This is a genomic window from Chryseobacterium rhizosphaerae (genome assembly GCF_003385455.1).
GTDB lineage: Bacteria > Bacteroidota > Bacteroidia > Flavobacteriales > Weeksellaceae > Chryseobacterium > Chryseobacterium rhizosphaerae.
This window is the reverse complement of sequence record NZ_QNUF01000003.1, coordinates 86,230-109,514: the sequence shown is the minus strand read 5'-3', so window position 1 is coordinate 109,514 and position 23,285 is coordinate 86,230. Positions and strand designations below refer to the sequence as shown.

The following is a 23,285-nucleotide window of genomic DNA, read 5'->3' as shown; positions in this document are numbered from 1 at the left end:
CACCTTTTATCAATAGATCTACAGGTTGTTTCCGAGGTTGGGAAAAAAGGGTTGTGAATAAAAAAGAGAAGAGAATTAATAAGTTCTTCCTGCAAAGGATTTTGTTTACATACATCTGATGTTCATTTTAAAAAGTAAGATAAGCATTAATCTGCTGAAAGTAAAAACAAAAATTAATGGTATAATATTTTCTTAATGATTAAATATTTTACAAAAACTTTTATATTTATAAGTTTAAAAAGCGATCAGATGGCAGACAAAACACAATTTACAGAAGAATTAAATGCTAGATATACTCCGAAAGGGGATCATATTATACTGGGAAAGGGAATGTTGGACGGAGAAGTTGTTCCGGAAGTTAATGTGACTATTCCCTTAAAAACAATCAACCGTCATGGTCTTATTGCCGGAGCCACAGGAACCGGTAAAACAAAAACTCTGCAGGTTTTTGCAGAACAGCTTTCTCATGCAGGAATCCCCTCACTTGTTTTGGATATTAAAGGTGACTTTTCAGGAATAGCTGAAGCAGGTCAGATGAATGCTATTATCGAAGAGAGATATGCTAAAACACAACTGCCTTATAATCCTCAGGGGTTTCCGGTAGAGCTGATGAGCATTTCAGGAGGTAAAGGAGTGAAACTGAGAGCTACGGTTACAGAATTCGGACCGGTTCTTCTGAGTAAAATATTAGAATTGAATGATACTCAGCAGAGTATTATGTCTATTGTTTTTAAATATTGTGATGATAAAGGTCTTCCGTTAATTGATCTGAATGACTTAAAGAAAGTATTGCAGTATGTGACGGATAATGCTCAGGGAAAGGCAGAGCTTGCCGCCAATTACGGATCAATAGCCCCGGCTTCCTTAGGTGCCATTCTCAGGTCTATTGTGGCGTTGGAGCAGCAGGGAGCTTCCAGCTTTTTTGGGGAATTAAGTTTTGATGTTCAGGATTTACTTGAAACAAGAGACGGAAAAGGGGTCGTGAATATTTTAAGAGTGGCTGAAATACAAAGTAAACCACAGTTGTTCTCCACGTTCATGCTTTCGCTTTTTGCAGAAATATATATGACATTCCCAGAAGAAGGGGATAGTGGAAAACCAAAATTAGTGCTGTTTATTGATGAAGCGCACCTTATTTTTGATGAAGCCTCAAAAGCTCTTTTATCACAGATTGAAACCATGGTGAAACTGATCCGATCAAAAGGAGTCGGAATTTATTTTATCACACAGATTCCTGGTGATGTTCCTGAAAATGTATTGTCACAATTAGGACTGAAAATACAGCATGCACTCAGAGGTTTTACCGCAAAAGATAAAAAAGAGATCACAAAAGCAGTTGAAAATTATCCGACCACGGAATTTTATAATGCTTCAAGTCTGATTCAGAATTTAGGAATTGGAGAAGCATTTGTAACGGCTTTGGACGAAAAAGGGATTCCTACGCCATTGGTACATACTTACCTGATTTCTCCGGAATCAAGAATGGATGTTCTGAGCGACGCTGAAATTTCCGAGCTTACATCGAAATCTGCTTTAGTAGCCAAGTATGAAGAGGCTGTAGACAGAGAGTCCGCCTATGAAATGCTGACGAACAGAATGGAACAGGCTGCCCAGAATCCTGCATCCAATCAACGAACAAAACCTGTAAAAGAAGAACCGGGGATGTTTGAACAGGTGCTGCAAAGCAAAGCAGGAAGAACTTTTACCACAACCTTAATGAGAGAAGGGGCAAAAGCTATTCTTGGAATGTTTGGACTCGGAGGTCGAAGAAGATAGTTGAAAAGAAAGATGGCCTGTTATGTTTTTGATATATTTTTCGTTACTTTAGCAGGTTATCTTGATTGACGAAGAAAATATCAGGACCACGGGATTATTAATTTAATTAAAATATCAGTTAACGGGAAATAAATGTATTCGATTATAGATATAGAAAGTAATGGTGCAGGTTATAGAAATGAATGCATTATAGATATTGCCATCTACAGATATGATGGTCAGAAAATTACGGACCAGTTTATATCTCTTGTAAACCCCGAAAGTGATATCACACCTTTTGTACAGAAACTGACCAGTATTACTCCCAAAATGGTCAAAACGGCACCGAAATTTCATGAAATAGCCAAAAGAGTTATAGAAATAACTCAAAATACCACCCTGGTTGGGCATAATATTGATTTCGATTACCGGATGCTCCGCCAGTCTTTTAAAAGGCTTGGCTATGATTTTAAAATCAATACATTAGATACCATTCCACTGGCTAAAAAACTCATTCCCGATGAGGTAAGTTACTCGTTAGGGAAATTAGTGAAATCATTGGGGATTCCTTTGACCAATCATCACAGAGCTGAGGGCGATGCAAGAGCGACCTTGGAACTTTTCAGGCTTTTAGTATCAAAAGATATCGAAAACGAAATCATCCAAAAGCAACATGAAGAGTCCAATGCCAAAACCTATATCAATAAGATCAAAGAGCTGACCCAGGATCTGCCAAATGAAAAAGGATTTATTTATTTCCAGAATGAAGCCGGGAAGATTATTTTCTCAGATTATGTTCAGGATATCAATAAATTTTCAAAAAAAGTTTTCAATTCCAAATCTAAAAAATGGGAACAGGTTCAGAATAACGTAGGGCAGATCAATTTTGAACTTACAGGAACGGATATTATTGCCAAGCTCATTCTGAATTCTAAGAATGTTAAGAAGAAGGAAGTCTTACCTTTTGGGCTTTATTCCAGAAATAATAAATATGTTGTTGAAAAAAACAACCTTAATAAAACTGAAAAACCGATTTTAAAATTCAGATCTTTTACCCAGGGAACGAAGGCTGTTCAGTTTCTCGGAGCATTACCTGAATATAAAGACTCTGCCGTTCTGAAACAAAAAATAGACTTCAGAAAAAGAAATGAACTGTGGTTGGGGTCCGGAAGAAAATTGGGTGAAAAGTTATTTTTAATCATTGAAAACGGAAAGGTGATATCATTTGGTTTTTATGAACTGTTTACGCAGATACAAACCTTAAGCAAGCTTGCTAAGCTGAAAATTGATCTTCCTTTACCTGCGGGTGATTTGATTAATGAGTTACAGCTGGCACTGCTTCGTGGCGATTTTGAAACATTGCCATTACCAAAATAATAGAAGAATTTGCACTTTACAGATTTCGTCGGAAAGAAAGTGCTTTTCAAATCAATTTTCTTAAAAGTAAAAAATAAATAGTATTTTTGCAAAAAATAAAAATAAGCAATGCAAAATTTTAAACAAATAAAAACTGGAAAAAAGGGAGCTATTAAGTTCTCTAAGGTTTGGAATATTTAAAAGAGTTGTCTTGCATAAAAAATAATTAATGTGGTGGACTCTTTTTCGAAGAATCTGCCTTTTTTTATGTTAAAAATGAAATTATGAATTCAAAAGAATTATTAAAGATTGCCAATGAGTTTGGTACACCAGTGTATGTTTACGATGCTGAATCCATCAAAATTCAATACGAAAAACTTACATCTTCTTTTTTAAAACACACTAAGTTCTTCTATGCAGCGAAGGCATTGACAAATATCAATATCCTTAAGTATGTCAAGAAGCTGGGTGCTTCTTTGGATTGTGTATCTATTAATGAAGTTAAACTTGGATTAAAAGCAGGATTTACGAAAGAAAAAATATTGTTTACTCCCAATTGTGTTGACTTGGCGGAAATAGAAGAAGCAATGACTTTTGGAGTTCATATTAACATTGATAACATCTCTATTCTTGAGCAGTTTGGGAATAAATATGGAAATTCTTACCCTATTTTTGTGAGAATTAACCCGCATATTTTTGCCGGAGGAAACTATAAAATTTCAACAGGTCATATCGACAGTAAATTCGGGATTTCAATTCACCAGCTTCGCCACATCGAAAGAGTGATGAAGAGTACAAACGTTAATGTGGAAGGTCTTCACATGCATACGGGAAGTGAGATTAAAGATCCGGAAGTTTTCCTTCAGGCTTTAGATATTATGCTCGAGCTTTCAGAACATTTCCCGAACCTGAAGTATCTTGATATGGGTAGTGGTTTCAAAATTCCTTATCAGGATAGCGAAGAAGAAACTGACGTTAAAACATTAGGTAAAAAAGTAGAAAAAGTGTTAGCCGACTTTGCTAAAACAACAGGAAGAAAATTTGAGCTTTGGTTCGAACCGGGAAAATTTTTAGTTGGAAAAAGCGGTTATCTTTTAGTGAAAGCTAATGTAATCAAGCAGACGACTGCTACTGTTTTTGTAGGAGTAAACTCTGGTTTTAACCATTTGATCCGTCCAATGTTCTACGATTCTTATCATTTAATTGAAAACTTGTCTAATCCAAAAGGAGCGGAAAGAATTTATACCGTAGTAGGGAACATCTGCGAAACAGATACTTTTGCATGGGACAGAAAACTGAACGAGGTGAGAGAAGGTGATATCCTTGCTTTCCATAATGCCGGAGCGTACGGTTTTGAAATGAGTTCAAACTTCAATTCAAGATTAAAGCCTGCTGAGGTTTTATTCCTTGATGGAAAAGCGCATTTGATCCGTAAAAGAGATGAATTCGAAGATTTATTGAGAAATCAGATTGAAGTAGTTATCTAAATCAAACATATAATACATCAACGGCTGTCCTTTGGATGGCCGTTTTTATTTTCATGACTGTAGTCATTCAGGTTTAAAAATCTTTTGGTTAGTTGCGAAGTTACATTCTGTAGGGATGGGTTTATTATTAAATTACCATTTTTTTAACATTGAAATCCCGGGAAGGTTTCATTTTAATTAGTTAAATTTGATAGGGATACAGATTTTTCAAGGCTGTATTTTCCTTACATATAAACACCAAACCTAATCAATTATGGCTAAAAATATAGCAGAGCAGATTGTAGAAATGCTCGAAAATGCCAATGTGAAAAGAATTTATGCAGTAACCGGAGACAGTCTCAACCATTTGAATGTAGCCGTAAAAAAAAGCAGTATTCAATGGATTCATGTGAGACATGAAGAAGTGGGAGCTTATGCCGCCGCTGCTGAGGCTGAGCTGGATGGCCTTGCTGTATGTGCAGGAAGCTGTGGTCCGGGACATGTTCACCTGATCAATGGGGTGTATGAGGCACACCGTTCCCATGTTCCGATGTTGGTTATTGCTTCCACTATCCCCAGTGAGGAAATGGGCATGGACTATTTCCAGGAAACGAATACGATAAAGCTGTTTGATGACTGCAGTCATTATAATCAGATGATTACGAGACCCGAGCAGGTGCAAAGAATACTCCAGACTGCTATTCAGCATGCTATTTCTAAAAAAGGAGTAGCAGTGATCGGCCTTCCGGGAGATGTTTCTGAGCTGGATGCAGAGGAAGCGGCTACTTCCGCTCAGTTATTTAAAACCCACCCTGTGATCAGGCCTTCAGATGATGAGCTGAAACACCTGGCAGAACTGGTGAATGAAAATAAAAAAGTTGTCCTATACTGTGGAATAGGAGCTGGTGCAGCCAATGCAGAAGTGGTGGAATTATCAAAATTATTAAAAGCCCCGGTGGGATATTCATTCCGTGGGAAAATGGCCATTCAGCCAAATAATCCCAATGAAGTAGGGCTTACCGGACTATTGGGATATCCGTCGGCTTACCATGCGATGCATGAAGCAGATCTCGTTATACTTCTGGGAACAGATTTTCCGTACCAAAAGTTTATGCCGGTCAAAAATAAAATCATACAGATTGATGAAAGTCCAGAAAGACTGGGAAGAAGAGCTAAGCTGGAATTGGGGCTGACGGGAGATGTGAAAGAAACAATTAAAGCCCTTCTTCCCATGCTGAAGGAAAAAACAGATGATCATTTTCTCAATGAACAGCTGGCATTCTATGAAAAAGTAAAAGAGAATCAGCTCACGTATGTTAAAGATTTTGGGAAAAAAGATGCTATTCAGCCGGAATATGTGGCATATACCCTGGATCAGCTTGCTAAAAAGGATGCTATTTTCACAGTAGATACCGGGATGTGTTGCGTCTGGGGAGCAAGGTTTATTACAGGAACTGGGGAACGGAAAATGCTCGGTTCTTTTAATCATGGATCGATGGCCAATGCAATGCCAATGGCTATTGGAGCTTCTTTAGCTCATCCGGAAAGACAGGTGATTGCCATGTGTGGAGATGGCGGATTATCAATGCTCTTAGGAGATATGGCAACCATTTTTCAGTATAAACTTCCCATAAAGCTGATTGTTTTTAATAACAGAACATTGGGAATGGTAAAGCTGGAAATGGAAGTGGGAGGAATGCCGGATAATGAGACCGATATGATTAATCCTGATTTTGCTATGGTGGCCCAGGCAATGGGATATCCGGGGAAAAATGTTCATGATCCTGAAGAGGTGGAAAATGCAATTAAGGAATGTTTAGAGTATAACGGTCCCTACCTTCTGAATATATTCACCAATCCTAATGCACTGGCCCTGCCCCCTAAAATTGAATTTGATCAGGTCATAGGCATGACAAAATCAATGGCTCAGTTGATGCTGGGTGGAAAAATGGAAGAAGCTTTTGAAACGGTAAAATCCAATTATAAGCATATTAAAGGATTGCTGTAAACTGAAATTACATTGTGATTTCTTAACATCAACATAAAACTTCATACTGATTGTGTGAAGTTTTTCTTTTTTATAAGGAATGTAAATATTTACCTTTGTTTATTATTATATATAGACAATGAAGACGATATTTTTATTTCTTGCACTTTGTGTTGCCAATTTTTCATTTGCCCAGGATCTTGAAGACAGAGATGATTCTTTTATCACAGAGAACAACAAAAATATTTTGAAAATAGATATTAAGGAGCCTTTTATGCAGGTTGCTGTTAAATGCAATGATTTTAAACCTGCTGCTTATGAAGGAGGAGCAGCTGCCTACAAAGAGATACTGAGAAAGTATATGTACACCTATCTGAATTCTGACTTCTACACCCTGACAGGAGATTTTACATTTACCTTAACAATTGATGAAACAGGAAAAGTGATTGATATTGCGGGAGCTCCTAAAGTACTTCATAGTGAAGTTTTCTTTGATGATATGCAGTATGTGGTGAGGAGGATAAAGAAAAGCTGGATGCCTGCAACCTGCAATGGTCAGCCTGTAAAATCTGAAATGAAATTGAGAATGAGCCTGACTTCTTTATCTGTAGATATATAAATATGAAAAAATATATTATAATCCTCTTCCTTCTTTTCAGCTTTTTGGGGTATTCCCAAGAATCAAAACCACAGAATGGAAGTGTAACCAGTTCGCAGAATGCTGAATTTCCAGGCGGAGATGCTGCTTTTACTCAGGAGTTTTTAAAAATGATTCATGCTTATATCGATTTAAAGAAGTATGCCGTGAACGGACAGTTCGTTTTTGTTTTTGATGTGAACACGAATGGGAAAGTTGAAAATCTTGATGTCTTGCCCAAAGTAAAAAATAGCGAAATGTTTATTGATGATATGCAATTTGCCATCAAAAGAGTAAAAAAGAAATGGAAGCCGGCGATTAAAGATGGAATACCGGTGGTTTCTAAAAAAATAATTAAAATCAATTTTACATCAGATCATTTTGACCATGGAGATTAGAAAATAAGTTCTTGGTATGTTTTTAAAAAGAACCCGTGTAAATATTTGAAATTTAATGATTTGATTATACTTTTATTTCTTAAAACTAGGTTTTAAAAAGGGTATAATACTTCAGCAGAATCTCCTGACATTCTGTCACAATATTTTGTATCTTTGCAAACTTATCTGTTTGTGATTTAAGTTTTCAGGATCTATGCCCTGAAATTTAAATTCCGAACCTTAAATTGATTATTGTGCAAGAAAAATATATAGACGAAACAAAGCAAGGGGAAGCTTTTGCAGTGGCTGAAAAACCTGAAAATTCTAAAAAATTATTTTTAGAAAGCTACGGGTGTCAGATGAATTTTTCTGATTCTGAGATTGTTGCTTCTATTCTTAATGAGCAGGGATACAATACAACAATGAAGGTGGAAGAAGCGGATCTTATTCTTCTTAATACATGTTCTATTCGTGAAAAAGCAGAACAGACTGTAAGAATGCGTCTTTCTCAGTTCAAAAATCTTAAGAAAGAAAGACCGAATATGACGGTAGGAGTTCTTGGATGTATGGCTGAGAGGCTAAAAACCAAATTTTTGGAAGAAGAGCAGCTGGTTGATCTTGTTGTGGGACCTGATGCTTATAGAGATCTCCCTAACCTTTTAAAAGAAACCGATGATGGTAGAGATGCCATCAATGTCATACTCTCCAAAGAAGAAACCTATGCCGATATTAATCCTGTCCGTTTGGGTGGGAACGGTGTAACCGCTTATGTAACGATTACCAGAGGTTGTGATAATATGTGTACATTCTGCGTGGTTCCGTTCACAAGAGGAAGAGAAAGAAGCCGTGATCCACATTCTATTATCGAAGAATGTAAAGAACTTAGCAATAATGGTTATAAAGAAATTACCCTTCTCGGCCAAAATGTAGACTCTTACTTATGGTATGGAGGAGGTCCTAAAAAAGATTTTGCTAAAGCTTCTGAGATGCAGAAAGCTACAGCTATTAACTTTGGGCAATTACTTGATTTGGTAGCGAAAGCGGTGCCCGAAATGAGAATCAGATTCTCTACTTCGAATCCTCAGGATATGAGTTTGGATGTATTCCACATGATGGCTAAACACGAGAATATCTGCAGGTATGTACACCTTCCGGTACAAAGCGGAAGTAACAATATGCTTAAAGCCATGAACAGACAGCATACCCGTGAGGAGTATTTAGAGCTGATCAGAAAGGCTAAAGAAATTGTTCCTGATGTTTCATTTTCACAGGATATGATTGTTGGTTTCTGTGATGAAACGGAAGAAGATCACCAGGATACCTTAAGTCTTATGAAAGAAGTAGAATATGACTACGGCTATATGTTTGCTTATTCAGAAAGACCGGGAACTCCAGCTCACAAGAAGATGGAAGACAATATTCCGGCTGATGTGAAGCAAAGACGTTTAGCTGAGGTTATTGCACTACAGGGAGAGCTTTCCAGAAAAAGAATGATATCTTATGTAGGAAAAGTACATCAGATTCTGATTGAAGGAATCTCTAAGAAAAACAAAAACCAATGGAAGGGTAGAAATTCCCAGAATGCCGTTTGTGTTTTTGACCAACTTGAAGGGCAGAAAATAGGAGACATTGTGGACGTTTTTGTTTATGGCAATACGCAAGGCACACTTTTAGGGAGAATGGTTGAATAATTTGAAGTTTTGATAAAAGCAATCTGTTTTCTAGCCTTGTTTTCCTGTATTCTGATATCGTGTCAGACAGAGAAAAAGGTGAGTAAATATCCCAATACGGTTGGAGATATTGAATTTGACAGGAAATTAGATGCCGCAGATTTAAAAAAATGCGGAGCCGGAAAAGATAAACCCTTCAGCTTTCAGTATTATCACGGTGCAAAAGGGTTTGATTACAAAGGAGAAAAGATTGCCATTGTAGAAAAACTGAAAAAAGAAAATATTTATTCTGAAAATAAGAGTAACGGTTTTATTACCGTCAGATTTTTAGTAAATTGTGAAGGAAAGACAGGATTGTTCAGGTTACAGCATATGAGCCCGGATCTGAAAGACACAGTCTTGGATGTAGAATTGGAAAATAAGCTGTTACAGTTTACCCAATCATTAGATGGATGGATTCCAAAAGAAATCAATGGTTCTAAAGTAGACTATTATCAGTATTTAACCTATAAAATTGAAAATGGAAAAGTTTCAGAGGTATTACCTTAGCTTTTTGTTACTTATAGTGTATACCAATACTATTGCACAGGTTAACTGTAACGCAATAGAGGGAGAGGACTGTAAAAAAGCTTGTGAGTTATACAATCTGGCTTCCGATTTTCAAGGGTACAGAGCATCTCAGGAAGGCTTTGATAAAGCTATTGAGTTGTGCCCGGATTTTGCCAATGCCTATATGGAGAAGGCAGTTCCATATCTTAAAAATGGAGATTTTGTAACATGGAAGGGGTTAATTGACAAGGCGGTTGCCCTAGACCCTAAAATGCATTTAGGATACAGAGGCTGGTGCAAATTTCAGTTTTTAAGAGACTATAGTGGTGCTATTCTGGATTTAGAAACACTAAAAAAATATTATCCTGAAGATTTGGGAAGATCTCAAAACGGAGATTATAACCTGAGCATAGTAAAAGCTATGTCTTACAGTGCTTTAGGACAGAAAGAAAAGGCTGCCGGAATTATCGAAAGACAGCTGGCCACCAGAGGGTATGTAAAGGGAATGTTTGATCATTACCAGCTGGGCGTAACCTATTTTGAGCTGGGGAAGTATGATAAAGCCCTGGAAAATTTTGAACAACAAAGCAAAGAATACGACTTTGCTGAGAATATATACTTTAAAAGTAAAGTTTCGAAAATAAGAAACAAAGATTATTTGGATTTAAAAACGTTGGCATTGCAAACGTACGATGAAGGAAAGACCATGAAAGATGTCTACACTCATCATTTTAACAAGATCTACAGAAAGCAGATTGAAGAGCTGTAGATTATATTAAATCAATAATCAAACATTTACTTATGAGCAACGAGTTACAAAACATAAAAAACCGCTTTGGAATTATCGGAAATTTTCCGGCACTTAACCGGGCTTTAGAAAAGTCTATCCAGGTAGCACCTACGGATATTTCCGTTTTGGTGATTGGAGAAAGTGGAGTGGGAAAAGAATTTATTCCAAAAATCATCCATTCAGAATCGAGACGAAAGCATCAACCTTATATTGTAGTTAACTGTGGAGCTATTCCTGAAGGAACTATAGACTCTGAATTATTCGGACACGAAAAAGGAGCTTTTACAGGGGCTACCGCCACAAGAAAAGGATATTTTGAAGTAGCTGATGGCGGGACTATATTTTTGGATGAGGTGGGAGAGCTTCCCTTACAAACACAGGTTCGTCTTTTAAGGGTACTGGAAAGTGGTGAATTTATGAAAGTAGGTTCTTCACAGGTTCAGAAGACCAACGTAAGGATTGTAGCCGCTACCAACGTTAATATGATGAAGGCTATTCATGACGGAAGATTCCGTGAGGACTTATATTACCGTTTGAATACCGTTCAGATAGATATGCCTCCTTTAAGAGAACGAAAGGGAGATATTCATTTGTTATTCAGAAAATTTGCAATAGATTTTGCCGAGAAGTACAGAATGCCGGAACTTGAATTGGAACCTAGTGCCGTTCATTATATTGAAAATTATTCTTTCCCGGGAAATATCCGTCAGTTAAGAAATCTTGTGGAGCAGATGACTGTGGTAGAGAGGAATAGAAATATCACAGCCGAGAAGCTTGCAGAATATATTCCAATGGAAACGCATCTTCCGATGGTGGTCAATAATCAAAATACACCCAAGCAAAATGATTTTGGAAGTGAGAGGGAGATTATGTACAAAATTCTCTTTGATATGCGAAATGATATCAATGATTTAAAATCCCTAACTTCGGAATTGATAAAGAACAGAGGAGCAGGTGACTTGAGTAATCAGGAGAAAAACCTGATCAATAGAATCTATACTCCGGAAAGCCAGCCGCAGGTAAGCCAGGGATCTTTATTATATTTTGAGAATAATAATGATACCCAGACTGTTCAGAACCCAACTATTATCTCAACGCAGGATGACAGCTATGAAGATATTGAAGACATTGAAGTGGAGGAAAATAAACCGGAATCCCTTTCTCTTCAGAATAATGAAAAAGATCTGATTGTTAAAGCGTTGGAAAAGCATAAGGGACGTAGAAACAGGGCGGCAGATGAATTGGGAATTTCACAGAGAACTTTGTATAGAAAAATAAAACAGTATAATCTGGAAGACTAATCCTGTATAAAGGAATTGGATTCTATGAAATAAAATAAAAGATGAATATTAAGATTAAAAATATTAGTCTGAAGAGACCAATATTAGTTGGGGTACTTTTCGTTTTGCTGGGAGTTCTAAACTCATGCTACAGCTTTACAGGATCATCCCTGACAGATGAAAAGACCGTTCAGATCAATGAGTTTCCGAATAATGCGGCTCTTGTAAACCCTACATTGTCCCAACAGTTTTCTACCGATATTCAAAATAGATTTCTGCAGAGAACAACATTGAAAGGGACTAAAGAAAATCCTGATATTCTGATAGAAGGGGAAATTTCAGATTACAGTATTTCTCCTACTACCATTAGTTCCAATACCCAGACAAATCCTTCTGGTGGAGTGATACAACAGGCTCAAAACAGACTTGTAATCACAGTGAAAGTACATTATGAAAATAAAGTACATCCTGATTCCAGTTTTGACAGAACCTACACAGATGAAGCTGCTTTTAATAGCAATTTATCACAAAGTGAGATCGAAGCATCTCAGGTGAAAATTGTTACAGAAAGAATAATTAATAAGATATTTAACGACATTGTAGCGAATTGGTAAGATGAATCCAAGAGTTTTAGAATTAATAAAAAATCCGAAAAATATTCAGTCAGAAGATCTTCATCTTTTGAAAGAAGAGATTCACGCTTTTCCCTATATTCAAAATATTAGGGCGCTCCACTTATATGGGGTACATCTTTATGATAAAGAAAGTTATCAGAAGGAGCTTTCCTTAACAGCAGCGTACACTACAGATAAAAAAATTCTTTATCAGCTGATCAATGGAGTGATTCAGCAAAGTCCTAAACCTGAAATTACAGAAGAAAAACAGGCTTCTGAAAACGCTCAGAAATCTGCCCGATATTCTTTTAATAAAGAAAAAGTCTTTCCTATCAAAAGAGAAGAGTCTTCTGAAAAAGAAATGAAGCAGGAAGAAGGTGTTTCATGTATCCTGGAAACCTCACAAAGTATTGAGCCTATTTATGTTAACGGTGAACGTAACAGAATTCTTTTTGAAGGAGAAGAGAATTTTCTTGATGAAGAGCATACGGAAAAGATTGATCTTGAATCTACCCTAGAATCAGGTACGTTGGTTACTCAGAAACCCGTACTTCAAACGGTATCGGAAGATATAAAAGAGGAGGAAAAAGAAGAAAATACAGGAGAAATTTTCACGCCTGAAACCATTATTAATGAAGATGAAATTTCTTCAGAACCTGAAGAAGAGGAGGTTGAGAAAGAAGAGGAAGTAAGCTTCCACGAAGTAGAAGCCATAGCACCGGAACTTACCATTGAGGAAAAAACCGTTCAGGAGCATGAGGAGGTAGAGGAAAATGTAGAAGAAGCCAATGCCGTTTCTGATAAAGAAGAAATTGCTGATGAACCTGAGGCCGAAATTAGTTTCCATGGGACAGATTCATTTATGCCGGATGTCAAAATTCAGGTAAATGAAGACGAAACAATAGAAAACACGGAAATTTCACAACCTAATGTAAACAAGCATGAAGACGAAATGAGACGTCTGATTGAAGAGGTTGAGAAAAAAATGAAAGAGGCTAAAGTTGTTCCTCTGGAAGAAAAAGAGGAACCGGAAGTCGTTGCTGATCATGAAATAAGTTTTGCAGAAACTCAAAATTTCCATTTCTGGTCCACAGAAAAAGAAGAACCTGCTAAAGAGGAGCCTTCACAGACAGCTCCGGTAGAAGAAAAAGAGGAAATTTCTGAACCTGTAGAAGTACCAGATACTATAGAAGTTATACAGGAAGAAGAAGCCGTTCCGGAAATCCAGTCTGGATGGAAGCCGATGAGCCTTGAAACCAATATGCCGGATTCCTTAATTGCTAAACCTGGAAAAATTTCCGAACCTAAAATAGAAGCGTCATTACAGGATGAAACTCCTGAAATGGTGGCAGAGACAGAGGGAAAAAGTGAGAGTGTCAGAGCTGTAGAAGAATCTGAAAATATAATGGAAGTATCTGATACAGAGGTTGTACAGACTATAGAAGAAGCTCCCGAACTGCCGGAAGATGATGCCCCTGAAAATGCTGAAGATAGCGCTCATACACAGGTGGCAAAAGAAGAAGCTCCGGTGATGAATGTGTCATTCTTCGGGACTGATATTTCAAGTTTGAGGGTTTCGGAAGGAAGGAGAGAAGCTAATGAAGATTCAATGAAAGAAGAAACAGTGCAGGAAGTTCCGGTACAGAAAACGGTTCAGCCTGTTGTAGACAGCAATGTTCCCGGTTTTATCAATACATGGCAAAGCTGGCTGAAAATCGACAGACCGGAAGAGGTTGAAAAAGAAAAACCTGAAAAGAAGATAAAAGTTATTGATAACTTTATTGAAAACAATCCTAAAATCAGTCAGTTAAAAGAAGAAAGTTCTTATGTCGTTAAAGAGAAGAATGATGATATCTCCCATTTGATGACAGAAACATTGGCTAACCTTTATTTTGAACAAAAGCTATATACTAAAGCGATAAAAGCATTCGAGATATTAATTAAGAAAAATCCGGATAAAAAAGGATATTTTGAATCTAAAATCAAGGAAATAAAAGATTTTAGAAGTAAAAACTAAAAAAATGTGCTGTCCGGGAGACAGCACATTTTTTATAAGGTATCATGAGGCTCTTTACGGCCCCGTAACTTCTTCCAGGCTTTCCGTCCGAAGACAATTACCAGAATAATAAGTAAGACGGCTAAAATAGCTGCTACGACCGGCATGGCCATTGCCAGGATAGACATCACACCTGCTCCTGCAGTCTCAGTAGTTCCCACGATGGGATTTCCCAGACCTCCGGTTGTTGCTGTAGAGGCAGCACGTATTCCTGCGAAACCGGAACTTATCGTTGCGGCTGTTCCCCCTCCTGCAATAAGAGCTAACGCCCACTGGGGAAATGTTTCCAGGCCAGCAAACTGACTGGCAAATAATACAGATCCGGCTACGGCAGCCATTGGAACAGAAACCGTATCCAGCAAATGATCTATAAAAGGAATATAATAGGCCAGAATCTCCGCTATAGTAGCAATACCGGTGGTAATGAGTGCCGGCAGACCGGAGAGCCATTCAAAATTTTCACTCATAGGAATCCAATGGAAGTAAGAAGCCAGGCTTACAAAAAACATGGGAAGAAAGACTCGGAATCCTGTAGCTGCAGCCAATCCAATGCCGATAAAAGCACTGAGAATGTAAGAAAAATAGGGAATATGGTCTAACATATTAATTTTCAGATTTATTGTTTCCCTTAAAATTACAAAAAGTATCCCACTTAATGAAAACTTAAATTCATAAAGATAAGTGGGTGAAGATGCCTTAAGTATGGTTTCAAAAAAGAAGATGATAAAAACAGAAATCTGCTTACCCTATAAATCTGAATGCCAAAATAGCATTTACAAATTTTATTGAATAAGCAGATATCGGTATGGTATATATTGCCGTTATGGCTTTTTTTGTGCTTCGCAGAGCTTGATAAACTGGGCCTCTACATCCTGATATTTTTGAGGCATTTCCGAGGAAACCCAAAATAGCATAGCAAGGGTTTTATCTCCGAATGCGGTCTCAAATAACCCTTTGTTCAGACGGTAACATTCTCTCAGAAGTCTTTTCAAACGGTTTCTGTGAACCGCTTTTTTAAAATATCTTTTAGAAACAGAAACCCCGAACTTGACGCTTTCTACCGGGAGATTAGGCTTATCTTTTAAGATGATTATTCTTAGATTTCCACAGGTTCTCCATTTACCTTTTTCGAAAAGTAAAGCGATCTCTATATTCTTTTTGAGTTTTTCAGCTCTGGGGTAGGTAAAATTTTGCATTAATCTTGTTTCAATAAATAATTGATGACCTCAGAGGCTGCATACAGGCCGAAAATTGCCGGAATATAGCTTATAGTGCCATAGAAAGATCTTTTGTAATTAGCTCCATCGGTCATCTTAAGGCTTTCCTCATTTTGAAGTTCGTTGGAAAAAACACATCTAAATCCTTTATTAATTTTTTCTTTTTTAAGCCTCTTTCTTATTTGTCTGGCCAGGAAACAGTTTTGTGTTTTACTGATATCTCTTACCATAACCTTGCTGGGATCGGTCTTTCCACCGGCTCCCATAGAGCTTACAAGTTTTATTTTTTTTCTTTTAGCGGCCCGGATAAGGCATAATTTAGGGGTCACACTGTCAATACAGTCCAGGATATAATTAAACTTACCTGAATCAAGCACTTCATCCATTCTTTCAGGATTCAGAAACTCATTGATTTTAATTAATTTTATCTCGGGATTGATGTCCAGAAGTCTTTCTGCAACTACTTCTACCTTATGTTTTCCAATGGTAGAATGCAAAGCCGGAAGCTGCCTGTTGATGTTTGTGATGTCTACGGTGTCGCCGTCTACAATTGTCATGCTTCCTACTCCCGCTCTTGCAAGAAATTCCGCAGCAAAAGAGCCAACTCCTCCCAGCCCTACAACCAGGACATTTGCTTTAGTCAGCTTTTCCAATCCTTCATCTTTAACTAAAAGCTCAGTTCTCTCGAGCCAGTATTTATCCATTTTTTATAGTGTGTAAATTTTCTAAAATTTGTTCATTGAGCTGTTCCAAAGAAATTCCCTTTATTTGTGATACTTTCAGATATAATTCTTCAATACCAAAATCTTCATTGTCCGTTTCTAAAAAGAATTTGTCTGATGGTGTGTTCTTTAAAACATTCTGCAAAGATAAATTATACAAAACAGCTTTTCCAAAACTCAGGTAAAAATTATGAGCCAGCAGATCGTCTGCAATTTTTTGTTTTTTGTTAAAACCATGGATAATCATAGCTTGTTCAGCCTTTTTTTTAAAAGAAATGACTTCATAAAATTTTCTGACACAGTGAATAATGACAGGTTTTTTTACCTCATTGGCTATTTTGATCTGTTCCCAAAAGACATCCTCCTGAATTTTCTGATGAATCGCCACCAAAGAATCTAAACCACACTCTCCAATAGCAAAGCCGTTTTGCGATATTGTATTTCTTACCCAGCTGAGCTGTTCTTCAATATTGTTAACGTCAATGTCTTTAGGGTGAATTCCTGTTGAATAAAGGGAATCTGATGGAACTTCTCCAATATTTACATTGTAAATTCCATATCCGGTGTTTTTTTTATGATGATGAAAATCAAAAAATTCCATCCTCAAAAATACTATTATTTAGAATTAATATAAAATTATTAAACAAACGTTTACAAATGTGTTAAAAATTTCTTAACTTTACTCAAAGTGCACTTCATGAAGAAAAAATTTACAGAAAAACAGATTCACATTTTAGACATTGCTGAAGAATTAATAGCAAAAAAAGGATACGAGGGAACTTCTGTAAGAGATATCTGCTCAAAAGCAAATATCAACGTAGCAATGATTTCCTATTATTTTGGTTCTAAAGAAAAGATGATGTCTTATCTCTACCAGTATAGGGTGCTGAAAACCAGAGAGAATTTTTCAGAATTTGCAGATACAATCAAAGAAGGAAAACCGGAAATGCAGATGAGAGAAATGATCAAATACATTGTATCACAGCTTTTCAAATACAATTATTTTCATGGCTTTGTTACGCAGGAACTTCGTCATACGGAAAACCTGAAGGATGAGCTGCTAGACTTCTACCAGCTGTTTGTAAGAAAACTGGATGAAGTCATAAAAAAAGGAGTAGCATCGGGAGTTTTTACTTTTACCCCGAAACCTGAAGATATTCTTACCATGATTATAGGGTCCACATTATTTGTGATCCGAAATAAAAACTTCTATGAACTGTATGTCCCAAGTAAAAATGAGGAAACCTATGCGAAAGAAGCTGAAAAGAAAGTGAGAATGAATCTTTTATTGAGTGTTTTTGCAATTTTGGGATACGCTGCAGACTAAAATTACGTTAAATATTCATAAAAAAAAATCTATTGGCAAAAAAGTTATATTTTTGCAAATTAGTAAATCGGCTGTCTAATCCGAAAACTGTTGAATTTTTTATATGAAAAAATATATTTTAGGGCTGTTTGCTGTAGCAGTGGTTGCTTCATGTGCAAGCCGTCAGGAAAAAGCAATGAAGAGTGCTGATAAAGATTTTATCTTAAAAGCAGCGAATGACAACTTTGCTAAGAAAAAGTGGAAAAACGCACTGGCTCTTTATGACAGACTTACCAATCTGGTAGCAGGAACAGATGATTTTCCCAACGTAGGTTTCAATACAGCCTATGCAAATTATTACGATAAAAGTTATAAACTGGCAGGGCACCAATTTAAAAATTTTGCGGTCAACTTTCCAAAAGATCCCAGAGCAGAAGAAGCGGCTTATATGTCTGCATTATGCTACTATGAAGGATCAATGGATTATAACCTTGACCAGTCCAGTACAGAATTAGCAATTAATGAACTTCAGGATTTCCTTACCAATTATCCAAATTCTGAAAGATCTAAAAATATCAGCCAGCTTATTGATGAGCTGACTTATAAATTAGAGTTTAAAGCCTATGAAAATGCAAGACAGTATTTCAAAATGGGCCAGTACAAAGCAGCGTATGTAGCACTTGAAAATGTGTTGGAAGATTTTCCGAGTACAAAACTTCGTCCGAAAATTTATGATTATATCATGAAATCTCGTTATGAATTAGCTGCAAAGTCTGTTTATGAACTTAAAGATGAGCGTATTGAAAGTGCATTAGCCTACACGAAGGTGGTAGAAAAAGAATTGCCTAATACGGAATATTCTAAAACGGCAGTAGATCTGCGTGGGAAATTGGAAAAAGAAAAGAAAGATTTCGTTGTTGTTAAAAAACAGGTGGAAGCTAGAATTGCCACTTTGAACGCAAAACAGAAAAAAGAGGAAGCAAAACTGGCTGAAAAGAATAAAACAGATCAACAAATCAAGGATCAGATCAGTAATGAAAAGAAAGCAATGCAGATCCAGAGGGATAGTGCGGCACTTAATACCCCTCCTCCAGCGGCGACTTTCAAAATTAAAAGATAATTCGTAAATTTGCCACCTTATAAATAAAATAATTTTCTCAAAATGAGTGTAAAAGATACAAAAGCCGAAGTAAATACTATTACTTACGACAAAGATAAGATTGAAGATAAAGTAGGTTCAATCTACGAAGCTATTGTTATCATGGGAAAGAGAGCAGAGCAAATCAATGCGGAGATCCGTACGGAACTTCACAATAAATTAGATGAATTTGCTGTTCACAATTCTACATTAGAAGAAGTTTTCGAAAACAGAGAGCAGATTGAAATCTCTAAACACTACGAAAAACTTCCGAAGCCAACTTCAATCGCTATTGAAGAATGGTTAAATGAAGATATTTATTTCAGAAAAACAGAAGAAAGAAAATAATCATCTGTATTTTTATAGACAAAGGTCATAAAGGAACTCGGTTCTTTTATGACCTTTGTTGTTTTAAACCCTGATTGTGGGAAAAAATAAGTATTTTAGTGTTTCAAAAAAAATTAGAACTAAATGAGTGTTTCCGGTAAAAAGATACTTATCGCAGTTTCCGGAGGGATTGCGGCTTACAAAATTCATTTTCTGATAAGGGATTTTGTAAAGAAAGGTGCCGAAGTACAGGTTATTATGACTCCCGATGCTGAACATTTTGTAACGAAATTAAGCTTGTCTACATTATCGAAAAAGCCTGTTTACTCAGACTTTTATGGAGATAACGGAAGCTGGAACAGTCATGTAGAATTGGCACTTTGGGCAGATGTAATGCTTGTAACGCCCTGTACAGCCAATACCCTATCTAAAATGATTCATGGGATGTGCGATAATCTGGTTATTGCCACGTATATGTCTGCAAAATGCCCTGTATTTATTGCTCCTGCGATGGATTTGGATATGTATGTCCATCCGTCTACAAAGAAAAATATAGAGCTTGCGGAAAGCTTCGGACATACAATAATTCCTGCAGAAAACGGAGAATTGGCGAGTGGACTTATCGGACAGGGAAGAATGGCGGAGCCTGAAACCATTTTTAATGCAGTTGAAAATTATTTTAAGACTGAAACTAACGGAAAAAGTCTTGAAGGAAAAACAGTATTGATTACTGCTGGTCCCACATATGAGGCGATCGACCCGGTGAGATTTATAGGAAATCATTCTTCAGGAAAAATGGGTTTCTCTTTAGCTGAAGAAGCTTCAAAAAGGGGAGCAAAAGTAATTTTAATTTCAGGACCTAGTGCTCAGGTGATTCATGATGAAAATGTTGAACTTCACAAAGTCACTTCTGCTAAAGAAATGCTGGCCAAAGTATTTGAGTTTTATGATACAATAGATATCGGAATTGCCAGTGCTGCTGTAGCAGATTATGCTCCAAAAGAAGTGGCTAAAGAAAAGATCAAGAAGAATGATGAAAATCTAACGATTGAGCTGGTGAAGAATCCCGATATCTTAAAAACGATGGGCGAAAAGAAAACCCATCAGTTCTTGGTAGGATTTGCCCTCGAAACACAGAATGAAGAAGAGAATGCCAAAGGAAAGCTTGAAAAGAAAAACCTTGATATGATTGTTTTAAATTCTCTGCGCGATGAAGGTGCAGGCTTTAAAAACGATACCAATAAAATTAAAATATTTACCAAAACGGAAAAGACAGAATTTAACCTTAAATCAAAAGATGAAGTCGCCAAAGATATTCTCAACTTTGTGGAAGCTCAGCTTTTAAAATAATTTTAATAAATTTCCGTTCTCAATTTTTAATAGACAATGAAAAAAATTATAAGCTTATTTTTTCTGCTTTTTATATACAGCATTAGCTTTTCTCAGGAATTGCTGGCAACCGTACAGGTAAACTCCCAACAATTGGGAGGAAGTAACCAGCAAGCTTATAAGGCTTTGGAAAAAAGTCTCAAAGACTTTATTAATAATACCAGCTGGACAGGGAAAAAACTACAGAATTTTGAAAAAATAAAATGTGGTTTCTCTATTGTTATTTCTGAAAGAACGGATAACAGATTTAAAGGTGCTATAGTAGTACAGGCTGTACGCCCTGTTTATAGCTCAAATTATGAATCTCCGTTATTAAACCTTCAGGATCAAAGATTTGCATTCGAATATATTGAAAATGAGAATCTTATATTTAATGAAAGACAGTTTTCCGGAAAGAACCTTACCGATGTAATCAGTTTTTATATCTATCTGATCTTAGGATACGATGCCGACAGCTTCCAGTCTATGGGTGGCTCGCAATGGTTTTCAAAAGCCCAGCAGATTGCCCAGAATTCACAGAACAGAAATTATGAGGGATGGAATACGGTAAATGAACCAAGAAGCCGTACAATACTGGTTAATGAAATTTTGAATCCTAACTGGAGCCAATTGCGTTCAGTCATTTATACCTATCACAGAGCGGGATTGGACAATCTCTTTAACCAAGACCAGGGAGGAGCCAAAAAAGTGATTTTTGATGCCCTGATGCAGCTGAAAATGTATGAAAATTCATTCCAGCAGTCATACTTCTTCAATACCTTTATGGATAATAAAAGTGACGAGATCTTCAATATTTTTAATTCAGGGAATAATGGACCTGTCAATATTAATGATCTGAAACAGACCATGATTGTTCTTTCTCCAAAAAATATTGATAATAAATGGAATAAGTGGAAATAAAAGAATTCAAACATTCAGCTATTGAATACTGAACTCTAAAATTCTATATTTGCACTACTTAAAGTAACCAGCCCTTCATCCATGCTTTCGAGAATTTATATTAAAAACTTTGCCCTGATTGATACCCTTGAAGTGTCATTGAAAAACGGTTTGCAGGTAATCACCGGTGAAACGGGAGCAGGTAAATCTATTATTCTGGGAGCTCTGAGACTTATTCTTGGAGAAAGGGCAGATATAAAATCGGTTTCGAATGCAGAAGAAAAAAGTGTCGTAGAAACTGAATTTGCACTGAATAATCAGTTTAAAAAATTCTTTATAGAAAACGACCTTGATTATGAGCTTCAGACTATTATCAGAAGGGAAATTCTGCCTTCGGGAAAATCACGGGCATTCATTAATGATGTTCCGGTAACCCTGGATGTGCTTAAAGAATTTTCATCACAGCTGATCGATATTCATTCCCAGTTTGAAACTTCCAATCTTTTTACTTCAGAATATCAGTTTAAAATAATTGATGGACTTTCTGAAAATAAGCAGATCATTGAAGAATACCAACAGGTATTTTCTGATTTCCAGAGCTTGAAACTTCAGCTTAAAAAACTTCAGACACAGCTTTCCGAGACTAATAAAGAAAGTGATTATAAAGACTTTCTGCTTAATGAACTGGAAGAACTGAAGCTGGATGAAGTAGATTACGAAGAGATGCAGAATCAGCTTGCTATTCAGGAAAATGCAGGAATGATTTCTGAAAACCTGGGTCAGATCCTATCGAGATTCCACCAGGAAGAAATCGGAATTTTATCTTTCTTTAATGAAGCGAAGAATAAACTCTCCAGGATTTCCGAGATTTCAACCAGCTTTGCTGAGTTGGATCAGCGACTGGAAACTTCTTTTGTAGAAATAAAAGATATTATTTCCGAGCTTGAAAACGAATCTGAAAAAGTAGAAATTAACCCGGAGAACTTATTACTTCTCACGGAGCTTAATAATAAAATCAATGCCTTACTCCTAAAGCATAATGTCTCAGATGTAAATGAGCTGATAGAAGTGAGGAATGAACTGGCAGGAGATCAGAAAGGCGCTTCAGAATTGGAAGCACAAATTATTGAAACAGAAGAAAATATTTCTAATAAGGAAAAAATACTTCAAACTCTTTCCGAGAAACTTTCAAAAAACAGAAAAAAGAATGTTCCTGTTTTTGTAAAAAAAGCAGAAACGCTTCTTAAAAAACTGGGTCTTGAAAAAGCCAAAGTAGATATAGAGCTTCTGGATATTCCTGAATTTAATGCTTTCGGAAAAGAAAATATTCAGCTTTTATTTCAGGCGAATTCGGGATTCCCGTTAAGGCCTATTCAAACGGCTATTTCCGGTGGAGAAAGATCGAGGGTTATGCTGGCCGTAAAGAAAATTATTGCTGAAAGTGATGATCTTCCCACTCTTATTCTGGATGAAATAGATACCGGAGTTTCAGGGAAAGTGGCTGAAGAAATCGGAAACCTTATGAGAGAGATGTCTAAAGATATGCAGTTGATCGTTATTTCTCATTTGGCACAGGTCGCTGCAAAAGGAAACGATAATTATAAAGTCGTAAAACAGGATATTTCAGGAAGAACCCAATCTACAATTATTCCTTTAACTGATGATCAGAAGCTAACCGAAATAGCACAATTACTTTCAGGAAGTAAAATTACAGAAGCTGCTTTAGCACAGGCTAAAGAATTGATCGGTTAAAAAATGCTAACAGGCTTG

General features: G+C 36.6%; 22 protein-coding genes. 18 read left to right on the top strand and 4 right to left on the bottom strand.

What is annotated here, in order from left to right; all coding sequences use genetic code 11:
• The first annotated feature begins 249 nt into the window (after nt 1–249).
• The 12 genes from DRF57_RS03450 (at nt 250) to DRF57_RS03395 (ending at nt 14,498) form a co-directional block, all read left to right on the top strand.
• Complete coding sequence (locus tag DRF57_RS03450) at nt 250–1,776, top strand: helicase HerA-like domain-containing protein (RefSeq protein WP_047491993.1); 1,527 nt, start codon at nt 250–252, stop codon at nt 1,774–1,776.
• Nucleotides 1,777–1,908: 132 nt separating this feature from the next.
• Nucleotides 1,909–3,132 carry a 3'-5' exonuclease gene (locus DRF57_RS03445; protein ID WP_084086959.1) on the top strand — a complete coding sequence of 408 codons (1,224 nt, stop codon included), beginning with the start codon at nt 1,909–1,911 and terminating at the stop codon, nt 3,130–3,132.
• 263 nt (nt 3,133–3,395) lie between these two features.
• The gene (gene lysA / locus DRF57_RS03440) at nt 3,396–4,598 is read left to right on the top strand and encodes a diaminopimelate decarboxylase (RefSeq protein WP_174772368.1); all 1,203 of its coding nucleotides are present in this window, start codon (nt 3,396–3,398) and stop codon (nt 4,596–4,598) included.
• 253 nt (nt 4,599–4,851) lie between these two features.
• On the top strand, nt 4,852–6,585 hold the full coding sequence (locus DRF57_RS03435) for a thiamine pyrophosphate-dependent enzyme (RefSeq protein ID WP_084086960.1): 1,734 nt from the start codon (nt 4,852–4,854) through the stop codon (nt 6,583–6,585).
• A gap of 118 nt (nt 6,586–6,703) precedes the next feature.
• On the top strand, nt 6,704–7,183 hold the full coding sequence (locus DRF57_RS03430; RefSeq protein WP_115916932.1) for an energy transducer TonB: 480 nt from the start codon (nt 6,704–6,706) through the stop codon (nt 7,181–7,183).
• Nucleotides 7,184–7,185: 2 nt separating this feature from the next.
• Nucleotides 7,186–7,599, top strand: a complete 414-nt coding sequence (locus tag DRF57_RS03425; RefSeq protein ID WP_084086962.1) for an energy transducer TonB — start codon at nt 7,186–7,188, stop codon at nt 7,597–7,599.
• 233 nt (nt 7,600–7,832) lie between these two features.
• On the top strand, nt 7,833–9,269 hold the full coding sequence (gene miaB, locus DRF57_RS03420; protein ID WP_115917074.1) for a tRNA (N6-isopentenyl adenosine(37)-C2)-methylthiotransferase MiaB: 1,437 nt from the start codon (nt 7,833–7,835) through the stop codon (nt 9,267–9,269).
• Between the two features lie 78 nt (nt 9,270–9,347).
• On the top strand, nt 9,348–9,797 hold the full coding sequence (locus tag DRF57_RS03415) for a hypothetical protein (protein ID WP_047491917.1): 450 nt from the start codon (nt 9,348–9,350) through the stop codon (nt 9,795–9,797).
• A complete protein-coding gene (locus DRF57_RS03410) occupies nt 9,769–10,566 on the top strand; it encodes a tetratricopeptide repeat protein (protein WP_115916930.1) in 798 nt (265 codons plus the stop codon). Before DRF57_RS03415 ends, DRF57_RS03410 begins: the two co-directional genes overlap by 29 nt.
• Nucleotides 10,567–10,598: 32 nt before the next feature.
• Nucleotides 10,599–11,888: a sigma-54 interaction domain-containing protein gene (locus tag DRF57_RS03405; RefSeq protein WP_047491911.1), complete on the top strand. Its 1,290-nt coding sequence runs from the start codon at nt 10,599–10,601 to the stop codon at nt 11,886–11,888.
• Nucleotides 11,889–11,929: 41 nt separating this feature from the next.
• Nucleotides 11,930–12,481, top strand: coding sequence for an LptE family protein (locus DRF57_RS03400; protein WP_047491908.1), 552 nt, complete (start codon nt 11,930–11,932; stop codon nt 12,479–12,481).
• A 1-nt stretch (nt 12,482) separates the two neighbouring features.
• Nucleotides 12,483–14,498: a tetratricopeptide repeat protein gene (locus DRF57_RS03395; protein ID WP_115916927.1), complete on the top strand. Its 2,016-nt coding sequence runs from the start codon at nt 12,483–12,485 to the stop codon at nt 14,496–14,498.
• A 32-nt stretch (nt 14,499–14,530) separates the two neighbouring features.
• Here the strand turns inward: DRF57_RS03395 and DRF57_RS03390 are convergent, their stop codons facing one another.
• The 4 genes from DRF57_RS03390 to DRF57_RS03375 form a co-directional block, all read right to left on the bottom strand.
• On the bottom strand, nt 14,531–15,139 hold the full coding sequence (locus DRF57_RS03390; protein ID WP_115916925.1) for a DUF4126 domain-containing protein: 609 nt from the start codon (nt 15,137–15,139) through the stop codon (nt 14,531–14,533).
• 219 nt (nt 15,140–15,358) lie between these two features.
• On the bottom strand, nt 15,359–15,733 hold the full coding sequence (gene rnpA / locus DRF57_RS03385; protein ID WP_047491900.1) for a ribonuclease P protein component: 375 nt from the start codon (nt 15,731–15,733) through the stop codon (nt 15,359–15,361).
• Nucleotides 15,733–16,458 carry a tRNA threonylcarbamoyladenosine dehydratase gene (locus tag DRF57_RS03380; protein ID WP_047491896.1) on the bottom strand — a complete coding sequence of 242 codons (726 nt, stop codon included), beginning with the start codon at nt 16,456–16,458 and terminating at the stop codon, nt 15,733–15,735. The genes rnpA and DRF57_RS03380 overlap by 1 nt, the downstream gene beginning before the upstream one ends.
• Nucleotides 16,451–17,077, bottom strand: a complete 627-nt coding sequence (locus DRF57_RS03375; protein WP_115916923.1) for a TatD family hydrolase — start codon at nt 17,075–17,077, stop codon at nt 16,451–16,453. Before DRF57_RS03375 ends, DRF57_RS03380 begins: the two co-directional genes overlap by 8 nt.
• Before the next feature lie 96 nt (nt 17,078–17,173).
• Between DRF57_RS03375 and DRF57_RS03370 the strand changes: the two genes are divergently transcribed.
• The 6 genes from DRF57_RS03370 (at nt 17,174) to DRF57_RS03345 (ending at nt 23,267) form a co-directional block, all read left to right on the top strand.
• Entirely contained in the window at nt 17,174–17,803 is a 630-nt protein-coding gene (locus DRF57_RS03370) for a TetR/AcrR family transcriptional regulator (RefSeq protein ID WP_047491889.1), read from the top strand.
• A 103-nt stretch (nt 17,804–17,906) separates the two neighbouring features.
• Nucleotides 17,907–18,902, top strand: coding sequence for an outer membrane protein assembly factor BamD (locus tag DRF57_RS03365; RefSeq protein WP_047491885.1), 996 nt, complete (start codon nt 17,907–17,909; stop codon nt 18,900–18,902).
• A 42-nt stretch (nt 18,903–18,944) separates the two neighbouring features.
• Nucleotides 18,945–19,268: a DNA-directed RNA polymerase subunit omega gene (locus tag DRF57_RS03360; protein WP_027378789.1), complete on the top strand. Its 324-nt coding sequence runs from the start codon at nt 18,945–18,947 to the stop codon at nt 19,266–19,268.
• Between the two features lie 123 nt (nt 19,269–19,391).
• Entirely contained in the window at nt 19,392–20,597 is a 1,206-nt protein-coding gene (gene coaBC / locus DRF57_RS03355; protein WP_115916921.1) for a bifunctional phosphopantothenoylcysteine decarboxylase/phosphopantothenate--cysteine ligase CoaBC, read from the top strand.
• 36 nt (nt 20,598–20,633) lie between these two features.
• Entirely contained in the window at nt 20,634–21,536 is a 903-nt protein-coding gene (gene porD / locus DRF57_RS03350) for a type IX secretion system protein PorD (protein ID WP_047491877.1), read from the top strand.
• Between the two features lie 81 nt (nt 21,537–21,617).
• Nucleotides 21,618–23,267 (top strand): DNA repair protein RecN, encoded by a 1,650-nt coding sequence (locus DRF57_RS03345; protein ID WP_047491874.1) that lies wholly within the window; start codon nt 21,618–21,620, stop codon nt 23,265–23,267.
• Nucleotides 23,268–23,285: the final 18 nt, after the last annotated feature.